We start from the raw sequence: 17,806 nt of genomic DNA, 5'->3' as shown, positions 1-17,806 counted from the left end.
AGTTCGCCATGTCTCTTGCGGTGATTCAAATGGTCAGCCAGAGCGATGTCCTGGCCAATCTGCAGCAGGCTCGGAGCCTGCTCGAACAGGCTGCTGCCGGCGGTGCAAAGCTGGCCGTCCTGCCGGAAAACTTCGCCGCCATGGGGCGCCGCGACATGGCGGCCATCGGTCGCGCCGAAGCGCTGGGCGAAGGTCCGATCCTGCCATGGTTGAAACAGGCCGCCCGCGACCTCAGGTTATGGATAGTGGCCGGCACCTTGCCGTTGCCCCCCGTCGATCAGCCCGAGGCCAAGTCCAATGCCTGTTCGTTGCTGGTGGATGACCAGGGGCAGTTCGTGGCGCGCTACGACAAGCTGCACCTGTTCGATGTCGATGTGGCGGACAATCGCGGACGCTACCGTGAATCCGATGACTATGCTCATGGAGACCGGGTGGTGGTGGCGGATACTCCGGTGGGGAGGGTCGGCCTTACAGTCTGTTATGACCTGCGCTTTCCCGAGCTGTACAGCGAGTTGCGCGCCGCTGGCGCCGAGTTGATCACCGCGCCTTCGGCGTTTACCGCGGTCACCGGTGCGGCTCATTGGGAGGTGCTGATTCGCGCCCGTGCCATCGAGACCCAGTGCTATGTGCTGGCGGCGGCCCAGGGCGGCGTGCATCCCGGCCCGCGGGAAACCTACGGCCATGCGGCGATCGTCGACCCCTGGGGGCGGATAGTGGCGCAACAGGATCAAGGTCAAGGCGTGCTGCTGGCCGAGCGCGACAGCAGCGAACAGGCGTCCATCCGGGCGCGGATGCCGGTGTTCAGTCACCGGCGCATTTTCTCGCAAGGCGTGCAACGGCTTGCATAAGTACGACGAATTTAAGGCCAAAACATATGAGCGGGTTGTTGTCCTCTGTCAGTGAACATCTACTAGCCCCGGGCGGCGTGACCATCGAAAGCTTGCAAGGCGTGCTGGGGGATCTGGCCGGCCCGGGCATCGATGCCGCCGATCTGTATTTCCAGGGGCAGATTTCCGAGTCCTGGTCCCTGGAAGACGGAATCGTCAAGGAAGGCAGTTTCAACCTCGACCAGGGGGTTGGGGTGCGTGCGCAATCCGGTGAGAAGACCGGCTTCGCCTACAGCAATGCCATCACCCTGGAGGCCCTGGGCCTCGCCGCCCGGGCGGCGCGCTCGATTTCCCGGGCCGGGCAAAACGGCACCGTGCAGGCGTTCTCGACCCAGGACGTGGCGCAGCTGTATGCGCCGGACAACCCCCTGGAAGTCATCAGCCGGGCCGAGAAGGTCGAGCTGCTCAAGCGCGTTGACGCCGCAACCCGCGCCCTGGATCCGCGCATCCAGCAGGTCAGCGTGAGCATGGCCGGGGTCTGGGAGCGGATCCTGGTGGCCTCTACCGATGGCGGCCTGGCGGCGGACGTGCGGCCGCTGGTGCGTTTCAACGTCAGCGTCATCGTCGAGCAGAACGGTCGCCGCGAGCGCGGTGGCCATGGCGGCGGCGGGCGTACCGACTACCGCTATTTCCTCAGCGAAGATCGGGCCATGGGCTATGCCCGTGAAGCCCTGCGCCAGGCGCTGGTCAATCTGGAAGCCATTCCGGCGCCGGCCGGAACCCTGCCGGTGGTGCTGGGCTCCGGCTGGTCCGGAGTGCTGCTGCACGAAGCCGTGGGCCACGGCCTGGAGGGCGACTTCAACCGCAAGGGCAGTTCGGCCTACAGCGGGCGCATGGGCGAAATGGTAGCTTCCAAGCTCTGCACCATCGTCGACGACGGCACCCTGGCCGGGCGCCGTGGTTCCCTGAGCGTGGACGACGAAGGCACCCCCACCGAATGCACCACGCTGATCGAGAACGGAGTGCTCAAGGGCTACATGCAGGACAAGCTCAATGCCCGGCTGATGGGCGTGGCCCGCACCGGCAACGGTCGCCGCGAGTCTTATGCGCACCTGCCGATGCCGCGCATGACCAACACCTACATGCTGGGTGGCGAAAGCGATCCGGCGGAAATCATCGCTTCGGTGAAGAAGGGCATCTATTGCGCCAACCTCGGCGGCGGCCAGGTGGATATCACCAGCGGCAAGTTCGTGTTCTCCACCAGTGAGGCCTACCTGATCGAGGACGGCAAGATCACCGCCCCGGTCAAGGGCGCGACCTTGATCGGCAACGGTCCGGAAGCCATGAGCCGGGTATCGATGGTGGGTAATGACCTGTCCCTGGACAGTGGCGTCGGCACCTGCGGCAAGGATGGGCAATCGGTGCCAGTGGGCGTCGGCCAGCCGACCCTGAAGATCGATGCGATCACCGTGGGTGGCACTGGGGCATAAGGAGGGAGGGCGTCGGGTGAGCTGCAGGGCAGCTCACCCGTGGCAAGGCTCAGCGCAGGCCGCGTTGAGTCTCGTCCAGCTCGCGGATGTACTTGAAGATTTTACGGCTTGAGGCCGGTGCCTTGTTATGCGCCAGCTCATGCTGGGCCTGACGGATCAGGGAGCGCAGTTGCTGGCGATCGGCGTCCGGGTACTCGCCGACGAACTTTTCCAGCACGTCATCGCCGCCGCCGATCAGGCGGTCGCGCCAACGCTCCAGGTTATGGAAGCGTTCGTTGTACTGCCGGGTGGAGGCATCGAGTTGGTCAAGCAGTTGCAGAATCGCGTCGGTGTCCTGGTCCCGCATCAGCTTGCCGATGAACTGCAGGTGGCGCTTTCGGGCGATATGGGCGACGTGCTTGGGTGCATCCGCCAGGGCCCGGCGCAAGGCGTCGGTCAGGGGCAGTTTGTTCAGCAAGTCGGGCTTGAGAGTGGTAAGGCGCTCGCCGAGATCAACCAGAGCATGCAGCTCGCGTTTGACCTGGGATTTGCTTTTCTCCCCATCGAGGGAGTCGTCGTAAGAATCAACCATGGTGGCAGTCCGCAAAGAAACGCCGCCATGATAACCAGTCGAGGGCCGCTTGTCCGGCCCGGTCGCTCGCCGGCCTTAATCGAAAGCAGAATTTGAGTGGAGAACAGCATGAGTGCAGCACAAAGCGTCGGCCCACAGGCTTTGCCGGCCCTGCAGGAGCAAGTCGAGCAGATCATCGCCGAGGCCAAGCGCCAGGGGGCCAGCGCCTGTGAAGTGGCGGTGTCCCTGGAGCAGGGGCTGTCGACTTCGGTGCGCCAGCGGGAAGTGGAAACCGTCGAGTTCAACCGCGACCAGGGCTTTGGCATCACCCTCTACCTGGGCCAGCGCAAGGGTTCGGCCAGTACGTCTGCCAGCGGCCCCGAGGCCATTCGCGAAACCGTGGCGGCGGCCCTGGCGATTGCCAAGCACACCTCCGAAGACGAAGCCTCGGGCCTTGCCGACGCGGCCTTGATGGCCAAGGACCTGCAGGACTTCGACCTGTTCCACGCCTGGGACATCACTCCCGAACAAGCCATAGAGCAGGCCCTGACCTGTGAGGCAGCGGCCTTTGCTGCCGACAGCCGGATCAAGAATGCCGACGGTACCACCCTCAGCACCCACCAGGGCTGTCGGGTGTATGGCAACAGCCACGGCTTCATTGGTGGTTATGCGTCCACCCGCCATAGCCTGAGCTGCGTGATGATTGCCGAGGCGGATGGCCAGATGCAGCGCGACTACTGGTACGACGTCAATCGCCAGGGCCAGTTGCTGGCCGACCCGGTGAGCATTGGCCAGCGTGCCGCCCAGCGCGCGGCCAGCCGGCTAGGTGCCCGTCCAGTGCCGACCTGTGAGGTGCCGGTGCTGTTTTCCGCAGAACTGGCCGGTGGCCTGTTCGGCAGTTTTCTCGGGGCGATTTCCGGTGGCAACCTGTACCGCAAGTCGTCCTTCCTCGAAGGCGCCCTGGGTCAACAACTGTTTCCGCAGTGGATGACCATCGATGAGCGCCCGCACCTGATGCGCGCCATGGGCAGTTCGGCTTTCGACGGCGATGGCCTGGCCACCTACGCCAAGCCGTTCATCCAGGACGGTGAGCTGGTGTCCTATGTACTGGGCACCTATTCCGGACGCAAGCTGGGCATGCCGAGCACCGCCAACGCCGGTGGCGTGCACAACCTGTTCGTCACCCATGGCGACGAAGACCAGGCCGCGCTGCTGCGGCGCATGGGCCGTGGCCTGCTGGTGACCGAGCTGATGGGCCATGGCCTGAACATGGTCACCGGGGACTACTCCCGCGGTGCGGCGGGTTTCTGGGTCGAGAACGGCGAGATTCAGTTCGCGGTGCAGGAAGTGACCATTGCCGGCAACCTGCGGGACATGTTCAAGCAGATCCTTGCAGTGGGTAACGACCTGGAGCTGCGTAGCAACATCCGCACCGGCTCGGTGCTGATCGAACGCATGACCGTCGCCGGCAGCTGACCGCGCCCAGCTTCACCCCCAACGCGCCACCTCCCCGAGGTGGCGCGTTTTTTATGGCCGCCATTTTTGTAGGAGCTGGCTTGCCAGCGAAAGCGTCCTGACATCCGGCACCAGGCTCAAGGGCTCATTCGCCGGCAAGCCGGGCCCTATAAGAGTTGGACAAAAATCATACAAGCCAGATTGATTTGATTCTCAATATCATTTAATAATGAAAATCATTATTCGATGAGCCCAGGTCATGAGTTCTGCCTTGCACGAGCAGCCTTACCTCGAAAGCTGGCGCTGGATGAGCCGCCAGATCCGTTGCGCACTGGAACCGGACGAACCCCGTCTGATCGAGCATTACCTCGCCGAAGGCCGCTACCTGGCCTGCTGTACCGCGATGTCGGCCTGGACCGTCGCTGAAACTTCCTTCCGTTTATTGATCGATACCGCAACCGATACAGCGCTGCCCTGGCATTGGCGCAGCCAGTGCCTGGACCAGGCCTGGCGGCCGTTGCGCGACATGGAGCGGTTGTCTTTGTGCAATTGCCGGCTCAAGCGCTGGCAGAGCCACGCCTGGCAGTTGGCGACCTGCTCGCTGCTGCCTTCCATTCCCCTGATAGAACTGGTGCAAGGATTTCCCGATGAGTAATACCCGTATCGAACGCGACAGCATGGGCGAACTGCAGGTACCGGAACTGGCCCTGTACGGCGCACAGACCCAGCGTGCGGTGGACAACTTCCCCATCAGCGGGCAACGCATGCCGGCAGCCTTCATCCGTGCGCTGATCCTGGCCAAGGCGGCTGCGGCCAAGGCCAACGTCGAACTGGGGCAGATCAGCGAAGCCCAGGGCAAGGCCATCGTCGATGCCGCCCAGGGTCTGCTGGAAGGTGATTTCATGCCGCACTTCCCGGTGGACATTTTCCAGACCGGCTCTGGCACCAGTTCCAACATGAACGCCAATGAAGTACTGGCAACCCTGGCCAGCCGCCTGCTGGGTGAACCGGTCAACCCCAATGACCATGTCAACTGCGGCCAGAGCAGCAACGACATCATCCCTACCACCATTCATGTCAGCGCCGCGCTGACCCTGCATGAGCAACTGCTGCCGGCCCTGGTGCATCTGGTGGAGGTCATCGAGCGCAAGGCGGTACAGGTGCACCCCTTCATCAAGACCGGCCGCACTCACCTGATGGACGCGATGCCGGTGCGCATGAGCCAGGTGCTGGAGGGCTGGGCGCAGCAACTCAAGGCCAATATCAGCCACCTGCAGGATCTGCTGCCGAGCCTGCAATCCCTGGCTCAGGGCGGCACCGCTGTGGGTACCGGAATCAATGCGCATCCCGAGTTCGCTGCGCGTTTCAGCCAGCAGTTGAGCAAGCTGACCCAGGTGCAATTCACCCCAGGCAAGAACCTCTTCGCCCTGATCGGCTCCCAGGACACTGCGGTGACGGTATCCGGCCAGCTCAAGGCTACCGCGGTGTCGTTGATGAAGATCGCCAACGACTTGCGCTGGATGAACTCCGGCCCGCTGGCCGGGCTCGGCGAGATCGAGCTGGAAGGTTTGCAGCCCGGTTCGTCGATCATGCCCGGCAAGGTCAACCCGGTGATTCCTGAAGCCACCGCGATGGTCGCCGCCCAGGTCATCGGCAACGACAGCACCATCACTGTGGCCGGGCAATCGGGCAATTTCGAGCTCAACGTGATGCTGCCGATCATTGCCCAGAACCTGCTGAGCAGCATCGAGTTGCTGGCCAACTCCAGCCGCCTGCTGGCAGACAAGGCCATCGCCAGCTTCAAGGTCAACGAGCCCAAGCTCAAGGAAGCGCTGTCGCGCAACCCGATCCTGGTCACGGCGCTGAACCCGATCATCGGCTATCAGAAGGCTGCGCAGATCGCCAAGACCGCCTACAAGCAGGGGCGCCCGGTGATCGACGTGGCCCTTGAACATACCGATCTGCCACGCAGCCAGCTGGAGGTCCTGCTGGACCCGGAAAAGCTCACTGCCGGCGGCGTGTAACCCACCGACACCGCTTTGGAGGCTCACCATGGAGCACTGGAAACGCACGATCGAAAGGGCCAATCGCCTCTTTATGCAGGGCGAGCTGGTGGATGCTCGCGAGTTCTACCTGCAGGCGCTGGCCCTGGCCCAGGTGCTGTTCGAGCGCTGGTCGGATGCCGACGAAGCGGTGGCGGCCTGTGTGATTTCCCATCACAACCTGGCAGACCTGCACCTGCGCCTCAATCAGCCGGAGGAGAGCGCGGAATACCTCTGCGCCATCCATCAGCGGTTGCTGCAGACCATGCAGGACAGCCGCTTGCCCACAGCCCTGCGGGAAGCGGCCTTGCGCCAAAGCAGCAAGACCTACGTCGAACTGCTGAATTTCATCGGTGATCACGGCGAATACCCGCGCACTCACCGTTTGCTGGACAGCAACGTCGCGGGCCTGTCAGCCGACAGCCCGCAACCAGACAGCCCCTCTTACGGAGCCCATTGATATGTCCTTTACCTTGCCTGCACTGCCTTACGCCTACGACGCCCTGGAACCGCACATCGATGCGCAAACCATGGAAATCCACTACACCAAGCATCACCAGACCTACATCAACAACCTCAACGCCGCCGTCGAGGGGACCGAATGGGCAGGGTGGGAGGTGGAAAAGCTGGTAGCCAGCGTTCAGCAACTGCCGGAAAAACTGCGTGCTGCGGTGATCAACCAGGGTGGCGGGCATGCCAACCATTCGCTGTTCTGGGCGGTGATGACACCCACCGGTGGCGGTCATCCCCAAGGCGCCCTGGGGCAAGCCATCGAGCAGCAACTGGGTGGTTTCGAGAGCTTCAAGGAAGCGTTCACCAAGGCCGCACTCACCCGTTTCGGCAGTGGCTGGGCCTGGCTCAGCGTGACACCGGAGAAGAAACTGGTGGTGGAAAGCAGCGGTAACCAGGACAGCCCGCTGATGAACGGCAATACGCCGATCCTCGGTCTGGATGTGTGGGAGCACGCCTACTACCTGCGCTACCAGAACCGCCGCCCGGAATACATCAACGCCTTCTACAACGTCATCAACTGGCCGGAAGTCGCTCAGCGCTACCAGGCCGCGATGGCTTGATACCTTTCCATCAAAACAAGATCTAAGGCCGACTATGGGCACTGAAACACTGGCAATCAGCAGCGGGCGAATGTTTCGTTATGCCTTCGGTTCGCTGTTGCTGTTGGCGGGCACGGCGTTGCTGGTGGCTCAAGGGTTGAGCTGGCTGAACCTGGAGCCGCGCTTGCTGCGCGCCTTGCAGGGCGGTTCGATCTGCGCGCTGGGCACGGCGCTGGGGGCGGTCCCGGTGCTGGTGATCCGGCGGATGCCGGTGGCGGTGAGCGACACCCTGCTGGGCTTTGGTGCCGGAGTGATGCTGGCGGCCACGGCATTTTCGCTGATCGTCCCCGGCATCGCTGCGGCCCAGGACCTGGGCTTGTCTGCCTGGGGCTCCAGCGGCCTGATCTGCGCCGGCATCATGCTCGGGGCCTTTGGCCTGTTCCTGGTGGATCTCAAGGTCTCGTGGGGCAGCCCGGAGGTGCTGGTGGGCACGCCAGAGCATCCGGTGATTGCCCCGCGTATCTGGCTGTTCGTCTTCGCCATCATTGCCCACAACATTCCTGAAGGGATGGCGGTGGGGGTGTCGGCCGGAGGCGGCATGCCGGATGCGGACAGCCTGGCCATGGGCATTGCCCTGCAGGATGTGCCGGAAGGCCTGGTGATTGCCCTGGTATTGGCGGGGGCGGGGATGTCGCGGGTCAAGGCATTCCTGATTGGTGCGGCTTCAGGTCTGGTGGAACCGGTCTTTGCCTTGCTCTGCGCCTGGCTGGTGAGCCTGGCGCAGGTATTGCTGCCCCTGGGCCTGGCCCTGGCGGCGGGGGCGATGCTCCTGGTGGTCACTCATGAAGTGATTCCGGAGTCGCGTCGCAATGGCCATGACAAGCTTGCCAGCCTTGGCCTGTGCATCGGTTTCTGCCTGATGATGGTCATGGATACGGCACTCGCCTGAGAGCCGTATGGTGAGGGGCCCGCCCGGGCCTACTCGCCTTCGTCGAAGAAGTTGTTGATCAGTGCCACCAGCGCATCCATCGCTTCCTGTTCCTGCTCGCCTTCGGTCTTCAGGTGGATCCTGGTGCCCTTGCCGGCGGCCAGCATCATCATGGCCATGATGCTTTTGCCATCGACCATGGAATCCGGGGTCCTGCCGGCGCGGATCTGGCAGGGAAACTGCCCGGCCACGCCGACGAACTTGGCCGAGGCACGGGCATGCAGGCCCAGTTTATTGATGATCTCGATTTCCAGAGCTGGCATCGCGGGGTAGATCCTTTCAGCTAAGGTCGCGGTGGCGAACCTGGACGTTCTTCAGGGATTTTTGCAGGACCTGGCCCAGGCGCTCGGTCAGGTACACGGAGCGGTGGTGCCCGCCGGTGCAGCCGATGGCGATGGTCACATAGGCGCGGTTGCTGGCGGCAAAGCGTGGCAGCCATTTGAGCAGGTAGCTGGAGATGTCCTGGAACATTTCCTCGACATCGGGTTGCGCCGCCAGATACTCGGCCACGGGCGCATCCAGGCCTGATTGGGCGCGCAACTCGGGCTTCCAATACGGGTTGGGCAGGCAGCGCACGTCGAACACCAGGTCTGCATCTACCGGCATGCCGCGCTTGAAGCCGAAGGACTCCACCAGGAACGCGGTACCGGGTTCCGGCTGGTTCAACAGTCGCAGCTTGATGGTGTCGCGCAGCTGGTAAAGGTTCAGGTTGGTGGTGTTGACCTTGAGATCGGCCAGGTCGACGATCGGCCCCAGCAGTTGGGTTTCATCGTGGATGGCTTCGGCCAGGGAGCGGTTGGCGCTGCTCAGCGGGTGGCGCCGACGGGTCTCGGAGAAGCGCTTGAGCAGGGTCTCTTCGTCGGCATCCAGGTACAGCACATCGCACTGGATATGCCGGCTGCGCACTTCTTCCAGCAATTCGGGGAATCGCGACAGATGACTGGGCAGGTTGCGGGCATCGATGGACACCGCCACCAGCGGTTGCGCCAGTTCGGTGTGGATCAACGCACGTTCAGCCAGTTCCGGCAGCAAGCCGGCTGGCAGGTTGTCGATGCAGTAGTAGCCGTGGTCCTCGAGAACATCGAGGGCGGTGCTTTTACCTGAGCCGGAGCGGCCGCTGACGATGATCAAACGCATGATTACTGACCGTTTTGCTCGTCCAGAACGACCTGATACAAGGCTTCGTTGCTGGTGGCGCTGCGCAGCCGGTCACGGACTTCCTTGCGATCGAGCATGCTGGCGATCTGCCGGAGCAGTTCCAGGTGTGCATCGGTCGCGGCTTCCGGAACCAGCAGGACGAACAGCAGGTCGACCGGTGCGCCATCAATGGCGTCGAAATCGATCGGAGCGTCCAGGTGCATCAGCGCACTGATGGGCGACTCGCAGCCTTTGAGGCGGCAGTGGGGAATGGCGATGCCGTTGCCAAAACCGGTGGAACCGAGTTTTTCACGGGCAATCAGGCTCTCGAAGACATCCTGCATCTCCAGATCAGGCACTTCACGGCTGATCAGGTTGGCAATTTGTTCGAGGGCGCGTTTTTTACTGCCGCCCGGCACGTTCACCAGGGAACGGCCGGGGGTCAGGATGCTTTCAAGTCGGATCATGGGAGGGGAGTGTTAGCGACCCGTGCCTTGGAGAAGGTGGAGTTGCTTTTCCTTATGCTTTTTCAGTTGGCGGTCAAGCTTGTCCGTGAGCAGGTCGATTGCGGCATACATATCGTCATGTTCTGCGTTGGCAACGACCTCCCCACCGTGGATGTGCAGGGTGGCTTCGATTTTCTGCTTCAGCTTCTCGACAGCCATGGTGACCTGCACATTGGTAATCTTGTCGAAGTGCCTCTCCAGCCGGTCGAGTTTTTCGCCGATGTAGACGCGCAGGGGTTCAGTCACTTCGAGTTGGTGTCCACTGATGTTGACTTGCATACAGCTTCTCCTTCGTTGCCAGTGCATAACGCGGCAGGCTGGGTTGCCTGCCACCTAGACTACGTTTGAAAACGACACCGGGCCCTTTTCAAACACACTCTGAAACGCTGTGGCCAGCCCTGCGGCTACATCAACCGCTTACGTTCGCTGGAAGGCGCGATCCCAAGGGATTCGCGGTACTTGGCGACGGTACGACGGGCTACCTGAATGCCTTGTGCCTCCAGTAAACCAGCGATCTTGCTGTCACTCAACGGCTTTTTCTGATTTTCCGCGGCCACCAATTTTTTGATGATCGCGCGGATCGCCGTGGACGAGCATTCACCGCCTTCCGAAGTGCTGACGTGGCTGGAGAAAAAGTATTTCAGCTCATATATGCCCCGTGGGGTATGCATGAATTTTTGCGTGGTCACCCGGGAAATCGTCGATTCGTGCATGCCCACCGCCTCGGCGATATCGTGCAGAACCAGCGGCTTCATCGCTTCATCGCCATATTCGAGAAAGCCGCGCTGGTGCTCGACGATCTGGGTGGCGACCTTCATCAGGGTTTCATTGCGGCTTTGCAGGCTCTTGATGAACCAGCGGGCTTCCTGCAACTGGTTGCGCATGAAGGTGTTGTCGGCGCTGGTGTCGGCGCGGCGTACAAAACCGGCGTACTGGGCGTTGACCCGCAGGCGCGGCACGGATTCCTGGTTCAGTTCCACCAGCCAGCGTTCGTTGTCCTTGCGCACTATGACGTCCGGGACCACGTATTCGGCTTCGCTGGATTCGATCTGCGAACCGGGACGGGGGTTGAGGCTCTGCACCAGCTCGATGACCTGGCGCAGCTCATCTTCCTTGAGCTTCATGCGCCGCATCAGCTGGCTATAGTCGCGGTTGCCCAGGAGGTCGATGTAGTCACTGACCAGGCGCTGGGCCTCGCCCAGCCAGGGCGTTTTCGCCGGCAGCTGGCGCAGTTGCAGCAACAGGCACTCGCCCAGGTTGCGGGCGCCGATGCCCGCAGGTTCGAATTGCTGGATGCGGTGCAGGACGGCTTCTATCTCGTCCAGTTCGATGTCCAGTTCCGGATCGAAGGCTTCGAGGATCTCCTCGAGGGTTTCGTCCAGGTAGCCCTGATTGTTGATGCAGTCGATCAGGGTCACGGCAATCAGGCGGTCGGTGTCCGACATCGGCGCCAGGTTCAGTTGCCAGAGCAGGTGGCTCTGCAGGCTCTCGCCCGCCGAAGTGCGGGTGGTGAAGTCCCACTCGTCGTCATCGCTGCTGGGCAGGCTGCTGGCGCTGGTCTGGTAGACGTCTTCCCAGGCGGTGTCGACCGGCAGTTCGTTGGGGATGCGCTCGTTCCACTCACCGTCCTCGAGGTTGTCCACCGTGGGGGCGGTTTCCTGGTAGGAGGGCTCCTGGATCTCGGTATTGGGTTTGGACTCGGTGTTGTCGGCCAGGGGGTCGCTGTTGTCGAAGTCGTCGCCTTCTTCCTGGCGTTCGAGCATCGGGTTGGACTCCAGGGCTTCCTGGATTTCCTGTTGCAGGTCCAGGGTCGACAATTGGAGCAGGCGGATGGCCTGTTGCAGCTGCGGTGTCATCGTCAGCTGCTGGCCCATTCTAAGGACTAGCGATGGTTTCATGGCAGGGGCTTAACACCTTATTTGCCGGCGCACATGCGCCATCCACTACAGGGCGCCGGAGCGCCAAACATAAGCAAATTATATGCCTGAAACTGAAGTGTTTGCCTAGAGCGCTGTAACAATAAAGTTTGTAGGGTTTTATTGTTCCCGGCGCCCTGGCGTCCAGCCCAACACATCAGCCCTTACAGGCGGAACTCATGGCCCAGATAGACTTCCTTGACCAGTTCGTTGGCCAGGATGGTCTCGGAGTCGCCTTCGGCGATCAGTTGCCCGTCGTTGACGATGTAGGCGGTCTCGCAGATGTCCAGGGTTTCCCGGACGTTGTGGTCGGTAATCAGCACCCCGATGCCCTTGGCCTTGAGGTGGTGGATGATCTGCTTGATATCGCCCACCGAGATCGGGTCGACACCGGCGAAGGGTTCGTCCAGCAGGATGAACTTGGGCGCGGTGGCCAGGGCCCGGGCGATCTCCACGCGGCGCCGCTCACCACCGGACAGGCTCATGCCGAGGTTGTCGCGGATGTGGTTGATGTGGAATTCCTGCAGCAGGCTTTCCAGTTCCTGGCGACGGCCGGCCTTGTCGAGCTCCTTGCGGGTCTCGAGGATGGCCATGATGTTGTCGGCCACCGACAGCTTGCGAAAGATCGAGGCTTCCTGGGGCAGGTAGCCGATACCGGCGCGTGCGCGGCCGTGCATCGGTTGGTGGCTGACATCCAGGTCGTCGATCAGGACGCGGCCCTGATCGGCCTGGACCAGGCCGACGATCATGTAGAAGCAGGTGGTCTTGCCGGCGCCGTTGGGGCCGAGCAGGCCGACGATCTGACCGCTGTCGATGGACAGGCTGACATCACGCACGACCTGGCGGCTCTTGTAGCTCTTGGCCAGATGCTGAGCTTTCAGAGTTGCCATTACTGGGCCTTTTGCTCGTCGGTTTTCTTTTTCGGCTGGATGACCATGTCGATCCGCGGACGCGGCGCGGTAACCGAGCTGCCATTGGCGCGACCGGCGTTGGCAACCTGCTTGACGGTGTCGTAGACGATCTTCTCGCCTTCGGTGGTATTACCGTCGTTGATGACCTTGGCCTTGTCGATCAGCACGATGCGGTTCTGCTGGGCATGGTACTGGATGGTCACGGCGTAGGCCTGGACCGGTTTCGGGTCGGTCTGCTTCTGCAGTTGCTCGAAGTAGGCGAGGTTGCCCACCGAGGTCACCACGTCGATTTCACCGGTCTTGGACCGGGTGATGGTCACGGTGTTGCCGGTGATCTTCATCGAACCCTGGGTGATGATGACATCGCCCTTGTAGGTGGCCACGCCGTTCTTGTCGTCCAGCTGGGCGTCGTCGGCCTGGATGCGGATCGGCTGTTGGCTATCGTTCGGCAGAGCCCAGGCGCTCACGCTTCCCAGTGCTGCGCCCAGACTGAGCAAAATAGGGAGGGTTTTAACGAGCCTCATACTGTCCTCTTACGTTCGATAGCAGGTTCATCCTGCCGTCTTTCAAATACGCTTTCATTCCCTTGGCCGTAGTCACGCCGCCGGCGCCGTCGATTCTAACGGCTTGCTCGGTCTGCGCATATTGCTTCTGCGGGAATACTGTCATGCGGGTCGTGGTGATCAGCAGGTTGCGGTTGTGCTCGTCGGTGCGGGAAACCCGTACCGAATCGATCAGCTCGACCTCGGTGCCGTCCGGGTTGACCTCGCCGCGTTCGCTCTGGACATGCCAGGGGAACGTGGTGCCACGGTACATCTGCAGGTCCGGCTTGGTCAGCAGGGTCACTTCGCTGGCCTTGACGTGCTCGACCTTGTCCGAGGTCATTTCGTACTGCAGTTTGCCGTCGGGCAGGTACTGCACGCTGCGGGCGTTGATCACGTAGTAGTCAATGGCGCTTTCGTCGACCTGGGCCACCGGCTTGTCGAGGAAGCGTTCCGGGCTGATGTTCCAGTAACCGACCGCTGCGAACAGCAGGGCGATGGTCCCGAAGATCAGGATGTTGCGAATCTTTTTGCTCAGCATGGGAAGGCTCTATAAGTAAGCGGCATTGGCTGCTTCAAGGCGGTCCTGGGCACGCAGGATCAGTTCGCAGAACTCGCGGGCGGCACCTTCGCCGCCGCGGGCCACCGTGACGCCGTGGGCGTGTTCGCGGACAAACGCTGCGGCATTGGCCACCGCCATGCCCAGCCCCACGCGGCGGATCACCGGCAGGTCGGGCAAATCGTCGCCCAGATAGGCGACCTGTTCATAGCTTAGGCCCAGTTGGCCAAGAAGCTCGTCCAATACCACCAGCTTGTCTTCGCGGCCCTGGTACAGGTGGGGAATCCCCAGGTTCTTGGCCCGGCGCTCTACCACCGGGGTCTTGCGCCCGCTGATGATCGCCGTCTGTACGCCGGCTGCCATGAGCATCTTGATGCCCTGGCCGTCCAGGGTGTTGAAGGTCTTGAACTCGCTGCCGTCTTCGAGGAAGTACAGGCGCCCGTCAGTCAGCACGCCGTCGACATCGAATACCGCCAGCTTGATGTTTTTACCGCGTTGCAGCAGGTCGGCACTCATCACATCACTCCCGCGCGCAGCAGATCGTGCATGTTCAAGGCGCCGATTGGCCGGTCTTCCTTGTCCACCACCACCAGGGCGCTGATCTTGTGGTCTTCCATGATTTTCAGGGCTTCGGCGGCCAGCATGTCGGCACGTGCGGTCTTGCCATGAGGGGTCATCACCGAATCGATGGTGGCATGGTGTATATCGATGGCCCGATCCAGGGTGCGACGCAGGTCGCCGTCGGTGAAGATCCCGGCCAGGCGGCCGTCGGCCTCCAGGATCACGGTCATGCCCAGGCCCTTGCGGGTCATTTCCATGAGCGCGTCCTTGAGCAGGGTGCCGCGTTGCACCTGGGGCAGATCGCTGCCTTCGTGCATGACGTTCTCCACCTTGAGCAGCAGGCGACGGCCCAGGGCACCACCCGGGTGGGAGAAGGCAAAGTCCTCGGCAGTGAAGCCCCGGGCTTCCAGCAGCGCCACGGCCAGGGCGTCGCCCATGACCAGGGCGGCGGTGGTCGAGGAGGTCGGTGCCAGGTTCAGCGGGCAGGCTTCGTGCTCGACGTGGACGTTGAGGTTGACATCAGCCGCCTTGGCCAGCGGCGACTCGGGGTTGCCGGTGAGGCTGATCAACTGGATGCCCAGACGCTTGATCAGGGGCAGCAGGGTGACGATTTCGTTGGTGGAGCCGGAGTTGGAGAGGGCCAGGATTACGTCATCGCGGGTGATCATGCCCATGTCGCCATGGCTGGCTTCGGCAGGATGGACGAAGAAGGCCGTGGTCCCGGTGCTGGCCAGGGTAGCGGCAATCTTGTTGCCGACGTGCCCGGACTTGCCCATGCCGACCACCACTACGCGGCCTTTGCTGGCCAGAATCATCTCGCAAGCGCGTACGAAATCTGCGTCGATATGGGGCAGCAAGCCTTCTACTGCCTGTAGTTCGAGGCGGATGGTGCGTTGTGCTGATTGAATCAGGTCGCTGGATTGGCTCATGTCTGAAATCGTATAGCCCGATGAAAAGGCGGCGATTATAGCGGTAATGAACAAATCCCTCACGCAAGTTCGTCAGGCTTTGTCTGCCGGGCGTGAGGAAAGCCTGGTTTTTGCCTGTCGTCGACCTGAACGGGGGTGGCGTCGGCCTTGGGGGCTCCGTATCAGCAGTGATATAGTTCGCCGCCAGTTCGGCCTGCCCAGGGGCATGTACTCCCGGCAGGGAGCCAAGCGTCCGAGTGATAGGCTGCATCGCAAGGAGTTTAGATGAGTGCCGATAACGCCTACGCGGTCGAGCTGAAGGGACTGTCCTTCAAGCGCGGTACGCGCAGCATTTTCAATAACGTGGATATCCGTATTCCGCGGGGCAAGGTCACCGGCATCATGGGGCCTTCCGGCTGTGGGAAGACCACCCTGTTGCGCTTGATGGGCATGCAGTTGCGGCCCAGCAGCGGCGAAGTGTGGGTCAATGGCCAGAATCTGCCGAGCCTTTCGCGCAGCGATCTGTTCGACGCGCGCAAGCAGATGGGCGTGCTGTTCCAGAGCGGCGCACTGTTCACCGACCTGGACGTGTTCGAGAACGTGGCCTTTCCGCTGCGGGTGCACACCCAACTGCCGGACGAAATGATTCGTGACATCGTCCTGCTCAAGTTGCAGGCGGTGGGCTTGCGCGGCGCGGTCGACCTGATGCCCGACGAGCTGTCCGGCGGCATGAAGCGCCGGGTCGCCCTGGCCCGGGCGATTGCCCTGGATCCGCAGATACTCATGTACGACGAGCCTTTCGTGGGCCAGGACCCCATTGCCATGGGCGTTCTGGTGCGCCTGATCCGGCTGCTCAACGATGCCCTGGGCATCACCAGCATCCTGGTTTCCCACGACCTGGCGGAAACCGCGAGCATTGCCGACTACCTCTATGTAGTGGGCGATGGCCAGGTGTTGGGCCAGGGAACTCCCGAAGAGCTGATGGACTCCGATAATCCGCGTATCCGTCAGTTCATGAAGGGCGATCCCGACGGCCCGGTGCCGTTTCACTTTCCAGCGACGGACTACCGCGCAGATCTTCTGGGGAAGCGCTGATGCGCAAAATATCGCTAATCGAGAGGGTTCGCCTCTTCGGTCGCTCAGGCATCGATGTCCTGGCGGTACTGGGGCGTTCCACGCTGTTCCTGTTCCATGCGTTGCTGGGCCGCGGTGGCATCGGCGGCAGCTTTGGCCTGCTGGTCAAGCAACTGCACTCAGTGGGCGTGATGTCCCTGGTGATCATTGTCGTGTCCGGGATCTTCATCGGCATGGTGCTGGCGCTACAGGGCTTCAATATCCTTTCCAGCTACGGTTCGGAGCAGGCGGTGGGGCAGATGGTGGCCCTGACCCTGTTGCGGGAGCTGGGGCCGGTAGTGACTGCGCTGCTGTTCGCCGGGCGTGCTGGTTCGGCGCTGACCGCGGAAATCGGCAACATGAAGTCCACCGAGCAGCTCTCCAGCCTGGAGATGATCGGTGTCGACCCGCTCAAGTACATCATTGCGCCGCGCCTGTGGGCCGGCTTCATTTCCCTGCCATTGCTGGCGATGATTTTCAGCGTGGTGGGCATCTGGGGCGGTTCGTGGGTCGCTGTCGACTGGCTGGGAGTCTACGACGGCTCCTACTGGGCGAACATGCAGAACAGCGTGACCTTCAGTGGTGACGTGCTCAACGGTGTGATCAAAAGTATTGTTTTTGCGTTTGTAGTGACCTGGATCGCCGTTTTCCAAGGCTATGACTGTGAGCCCACTTCAGAGGGGATCAGCCGTGCCACTACCAAGACCGTGGTGTATGCCTCGTTGGCCGTACTCGGCTTGGACTTTATTCTGACCGCCTTGATGTTTGGAGATTTCTGATGCAAAACCGCACCCTGGAAATCGGTGTCGGCCTTTTCCTGCTGGCCGGCATCCTGGCTTTGCTGTTGCTTGCCCTGCGAGTCAGTGGCTTGTCTCCAACCGCGAGCACCGATACTTATAAACTTTACGCCTACTTCGACAATATCGCCGGTTTGACGGTCAGAGCCAAAGTGACCATGGCCGGCGTGACCATCGGCAAGGTCACGGCGATCGATCTGGACCGTGACAGCTTCACTGGCCGGGTAACGATGCAATTGGAAAAGCGCGTGGATAATCTGCCGACTGACTCCACTGCATCTATCCTGACTGCTGGCCTGTTGGGTGAGAAATACATCGGTATCAGCGTGGGCGGGGAAGAAGCCTTGCTCAAGGATGGTGGAACCATCCACGACACCCAGTCGTCGCTGGTACTGGAGGACCTGATCGGTAAATTCCTGCTCAATACCGTTAGCAAAGACGCCAAATGAGGA

22 protein-coding genes are annotated in these 17,806 nt (G+C 61.9%); 11 read left to right on the top strand and 11 right to left on the bottom strand.

Annotated elements, in window-relative coordinates; genetic code table 11:
* Nucleotides 1–8 precede the first annotated feature (8 nt).
* Both F6S12_RS05735 and tldD read left to right on the top strand, forming a co-directional pair.
* Nucleotides 9–848, top strand: a complete 840-nt coding sequence (locus F6S12_RS05735) for a carbon-nitrogen hydrolase family protein (protein ID WP_011059256.1) — start codon at nt 9–11, stop codon at nt 846–848.
* Nucleotides 849–874: 26 nt separating this feature from the next.
* A complete protein-coding gene (gene tldD / locus F6S12_RS05730) occupies nt 875–2,317 on the top strand; it encodes a metalloprotease TldD (protein ID WP_011059257.1) in 1,443 nt (480 codons plus the stop codon).
* A 49-nt stretch (nt 2,318–2,366) separates the two neighbouring features.
* Here tldD and yjgA read toward each other — a convergent pair whose 3' ends face one another.
* Nucleotides 2,367–2,888 carry a ribosome biogenesis factor YjgA gene (yjgA, locus tag F6S12_RS05725; protein ID WP_011059258.1) on the bottom strand — a complete coding sequence of 174 codons (522 nt, stop codon included), beginning with the start codon at nt 2,886–2,888 and terminating at the stop codon, nt 2,367–2,369.
* Nucleotides 2,889–2,996: 108 nt separating this feature from the next.
* Between yjgA and pmbA the strand changes: the two genes are divergently transcribed.
* The 6 genes from pmbA (at nt 2,997) to F6S12_RS05695 (ending at nt 8,365) form a co-directional block, all read left to right on the top strand.
* Entirely contained in the window at nt 2,997–4,343 is a 1,347-nt protein-coding gene (pmbA, locus tag F6S12_RS05720; protein ID WP_011059259.1) for a metalloprotease PmbA, read from the top strand.
* A gap of 238 nt (nt 4,344–4,581) precedes the next feature.
* Nucleotides 4,582–4,977, top strand: coding sequence for a hypothetical protein (locus F6S12_RS05715; RefSeq protein WP_011059260.1), 396 nt, complete (start codon nt 4,582–4,584; stop codon nt 4,975–4,977).
* A complete protein-coding gene (locus tag F6S12_RS05710) occupies nt 4,970–6,346 on the top strand; it encodes a class II fumarate hydratase (protein WP_015634159.1) in 1,377 nt (458 codons plus the stop codon). Before F6S12_RS05715 ends, F6S12_RS05710 begins: the two co-directional genes overlap by 8 nt.
* Nucleotides 6,347–6,374: 28 nt before the next feature.
* Nucleotides 6,375–6,824, top strand: a complete 450-nt coding sequence (locus tag F6S12_RS05705) for a hypothetical protein (RefSeq protein WP_011059262.1) — start codon at nt 6,375–6,377, stop codon at nt 6,822–6,824.
* Nucleotide 6,825: 1 nt separating this feature from the next.
* Nucleotides 6,826–7,437: a superoxide dismutase gene (locus F6S12_RS05700; protein WP_019095665.1), complete on the top strand. Its 612-nt coding sequence runs from the start codon at nt 6,826–6,828 to the stop codon at nt 7,435–7,437.
* 34 nt (nt 7,438–7,471) lie between these two features.
* Nucleotides 7,472–8,365 (top strand): ZIP family metal transporter, encoded by an 894-nt coding sequence (locus tag F6S12_RS05695; RefSeq protein ID WP_315868782.1) that lies wholly within the window; start codon nt 7,472–7,474, stop codon nt 8,363–8,365.
* A gap of 29 nt (nt 8,366–8,394) precedes the next feature.
* Here the strand turns inward: F6S12_RS05695 and F6S12_RS05690 are convergent, their stop codons facing one another.
* From F6S12_RS05690 to F6S12_RS05645, 10 genes are all read right to left on the bottom strand, one after another.
* Nucleotides 8,395–8,667: an HPr family phosphocarrier protein gene (locus F6S12_RS05690; protein ID WP_011059265.1), complete on the bottom strand. Its 273-nt coding sequence runs from the start codon at nt 8,665–8,667 to the stop codon at nt 8,395–8,397.
* Between the two features lie 16 nt (nt 8,668–8,683).
* On the bottom strand, nt 8,684–9,541 hold the full coding sequence (rapZ, locus tag F6S12_RS05685) for an RNase adapter RapZ (protein ID WP_011059266.1): 858 nt from the start codon (nt 9,539–9,541) through the stop codon (nt 8,684–8,686).
* A gap of 2 nt (nt 9,542–9,543) precedes the next feature.
* Nucleotides 9,544–10,008: a PTS IIA-like nitrogen regulatory protein PtsN gene (gene ptsN, locus F6S12_RS05680; protein WP_011059267.1), complete on the bottom strand. Its 465-nt coding sequence runs from the start codon at nt 10,006–10,008 to the stop codon at nt 9,544–9,546.
* Nucleotides 10,009–10,020: 12 nt separating this feature from the next.
* Nucleotides 10,021–10,326 (bottom strand): ribosome hibernation-promoting factor, HPF/YfiA family, encoded by a 306-nt coding sequence (gene hpf, locus F6S12_RS05675; protein ID WP_011059268.1) that lies wholly within the window; start codon nt 10,324–10,326, stop codon nt 10,021–10,023.
* Between the two features lie 125 nt (nt 10,327–10,451).
* A complete protein-coding gene (locus tag F6S12_RS05670) occupies nt 10,452–11,945 on the bottom strand; it encodes an RNA polymerase factor sigma-54 (RefSeq protein WP_194237200.1) in 1,494 nt (497 codons plus the stop codon).
* 182 nt (nt 11,946–12,127) lie between these two features.
* Nucleotides 12,128–12,853 (bottom strand): LPS export ABC transporter ATP-binding protein, encoded by a 726-nt coding sequence (gene lptB / locus F6S12_RS05665; RefSeq protein ID WP_011059270.1) that lies wholly within the window; start codon nt 12,851–12,853, stop codon nt 12,128–12,130.
* Complete coding sequence (gene lptA / locus F6S12_RS05660; protein WP_011059271.1) at nt 12,853–13,398, bottom strand: lipopolysaccharide transport periplasmic protein LptA; 546 nt, start codon at nt 13,396–13,398, stop codon at nt 12,853–12,855. The genes lptB and lptA overlap by 1 nt, the downstream gene beginning before the upstream one ends.
* Entirely contained in the window at nt 13,385–13,957 is a 573-nt protein-coding gene (lptC, locus tag F6S12_RS05655) for an LPS export ABC transporter periplasmic protein LptC (RefSeq protein ID WP_011059272.1), read from the bottom strand. The genes lptA and lptC overlap by 14 nt, the downstream gene beginning before the upstream one ends.
* Nucleotides 13,958–13,966: 9 nt before the next feature.
* On the bottom strand, nt 13,967–14,491 hold the full coding sequence (locus F6S12_RS05650) for a KdsC family phosphatase (protein ID WP_011059273.1): 525 nt from the start codon (nt 14,489–14,491) through the stop codon (nt 13,967–13,969).
* Nucleotides 14,491–15,465: a KpsF/GutQ family sugar-phosphate isomerase gene (locus F6S12_RS05645; RefSeq protein ID WP_011059274.1), complete on the bottom strand. Its 975-nt coding sequence runs from the start codon at nt 15,463–15,465 to the stop codon at nt 14,491–14,493. The genes F6S12_RS05650 and F6S12_RS05645 overlap by 1 nt, the downstream gene beginning before the upstream one ends.
* 264 nt (nt 15,466–15,729) lie before the next feature.
* Between F6S12_RS05645 and F6S12_RS05640 the strand changes: the two genes are divergently transcribed.
* From F6S12_RS05640 to mlaD, 3 genes are read left to right on the top strand one after another with little or no spacing between them, the layout of a single operon-like run.
* Nucleotides 15,730–16,539: an ATP-binding cassette domain-containing protein gene (locus F6S12_RS05640; protein ID WP_011059275.1), complete on the top strand. Its 810-nt coding sequence runs from the start codon at nt 15,730–15,732 to the stop codon at nt 16,537–16,539.
* A complete protein-coding gene (gene mlaE, locus F6S12_RS05635) occupies nt 16,539–17,336 on the top strand; it encodes a lipid asymmetry maintenance ABC transporter permease subunit MlaE (RefSeq protein ID WP_011059276.1) in 798 nt (265 codons plus the stop codon). The genes F6S12_RS05640 and mlaE overlap by 1 nt, the downstream gene beginning before the upstream one ends.
* Nucleotides 17,336–17,803: an outer membrane lipid asymmetry maintenance protein MlaD gene (gene mlaD / locus F6S12_RS05630; protein WP_011059277.1), complete on the top strand. Its 468-nt coding sequence runs from the start codon at nt 17,336–17,338 to the stop codon at nt 17,801–17,803. Before mlaE ends, mlaD begins: the two co-directional genes overlap by 1 nt.
* The last annotated feature ends 3 nt before the right edge of the window (nt 17,804–17,806 follow it).

It is taken from the genome of Pseudomonas sp. JV245A (assembly GCF_032424515.1).
Taxonomy (GTDB): Bacteria; Pseudomonadota; Gammaproteobacteria; order Pseudomonadales; family Pseudomonadaceae; genus Aquipseudomonas; species Aquipseudomonas protegens.
The sequence above is the reverse complement of the archived record's forward strand: the minus strand, read 5'-3'. Positions and strand labels throughout refer to the sequence as shown.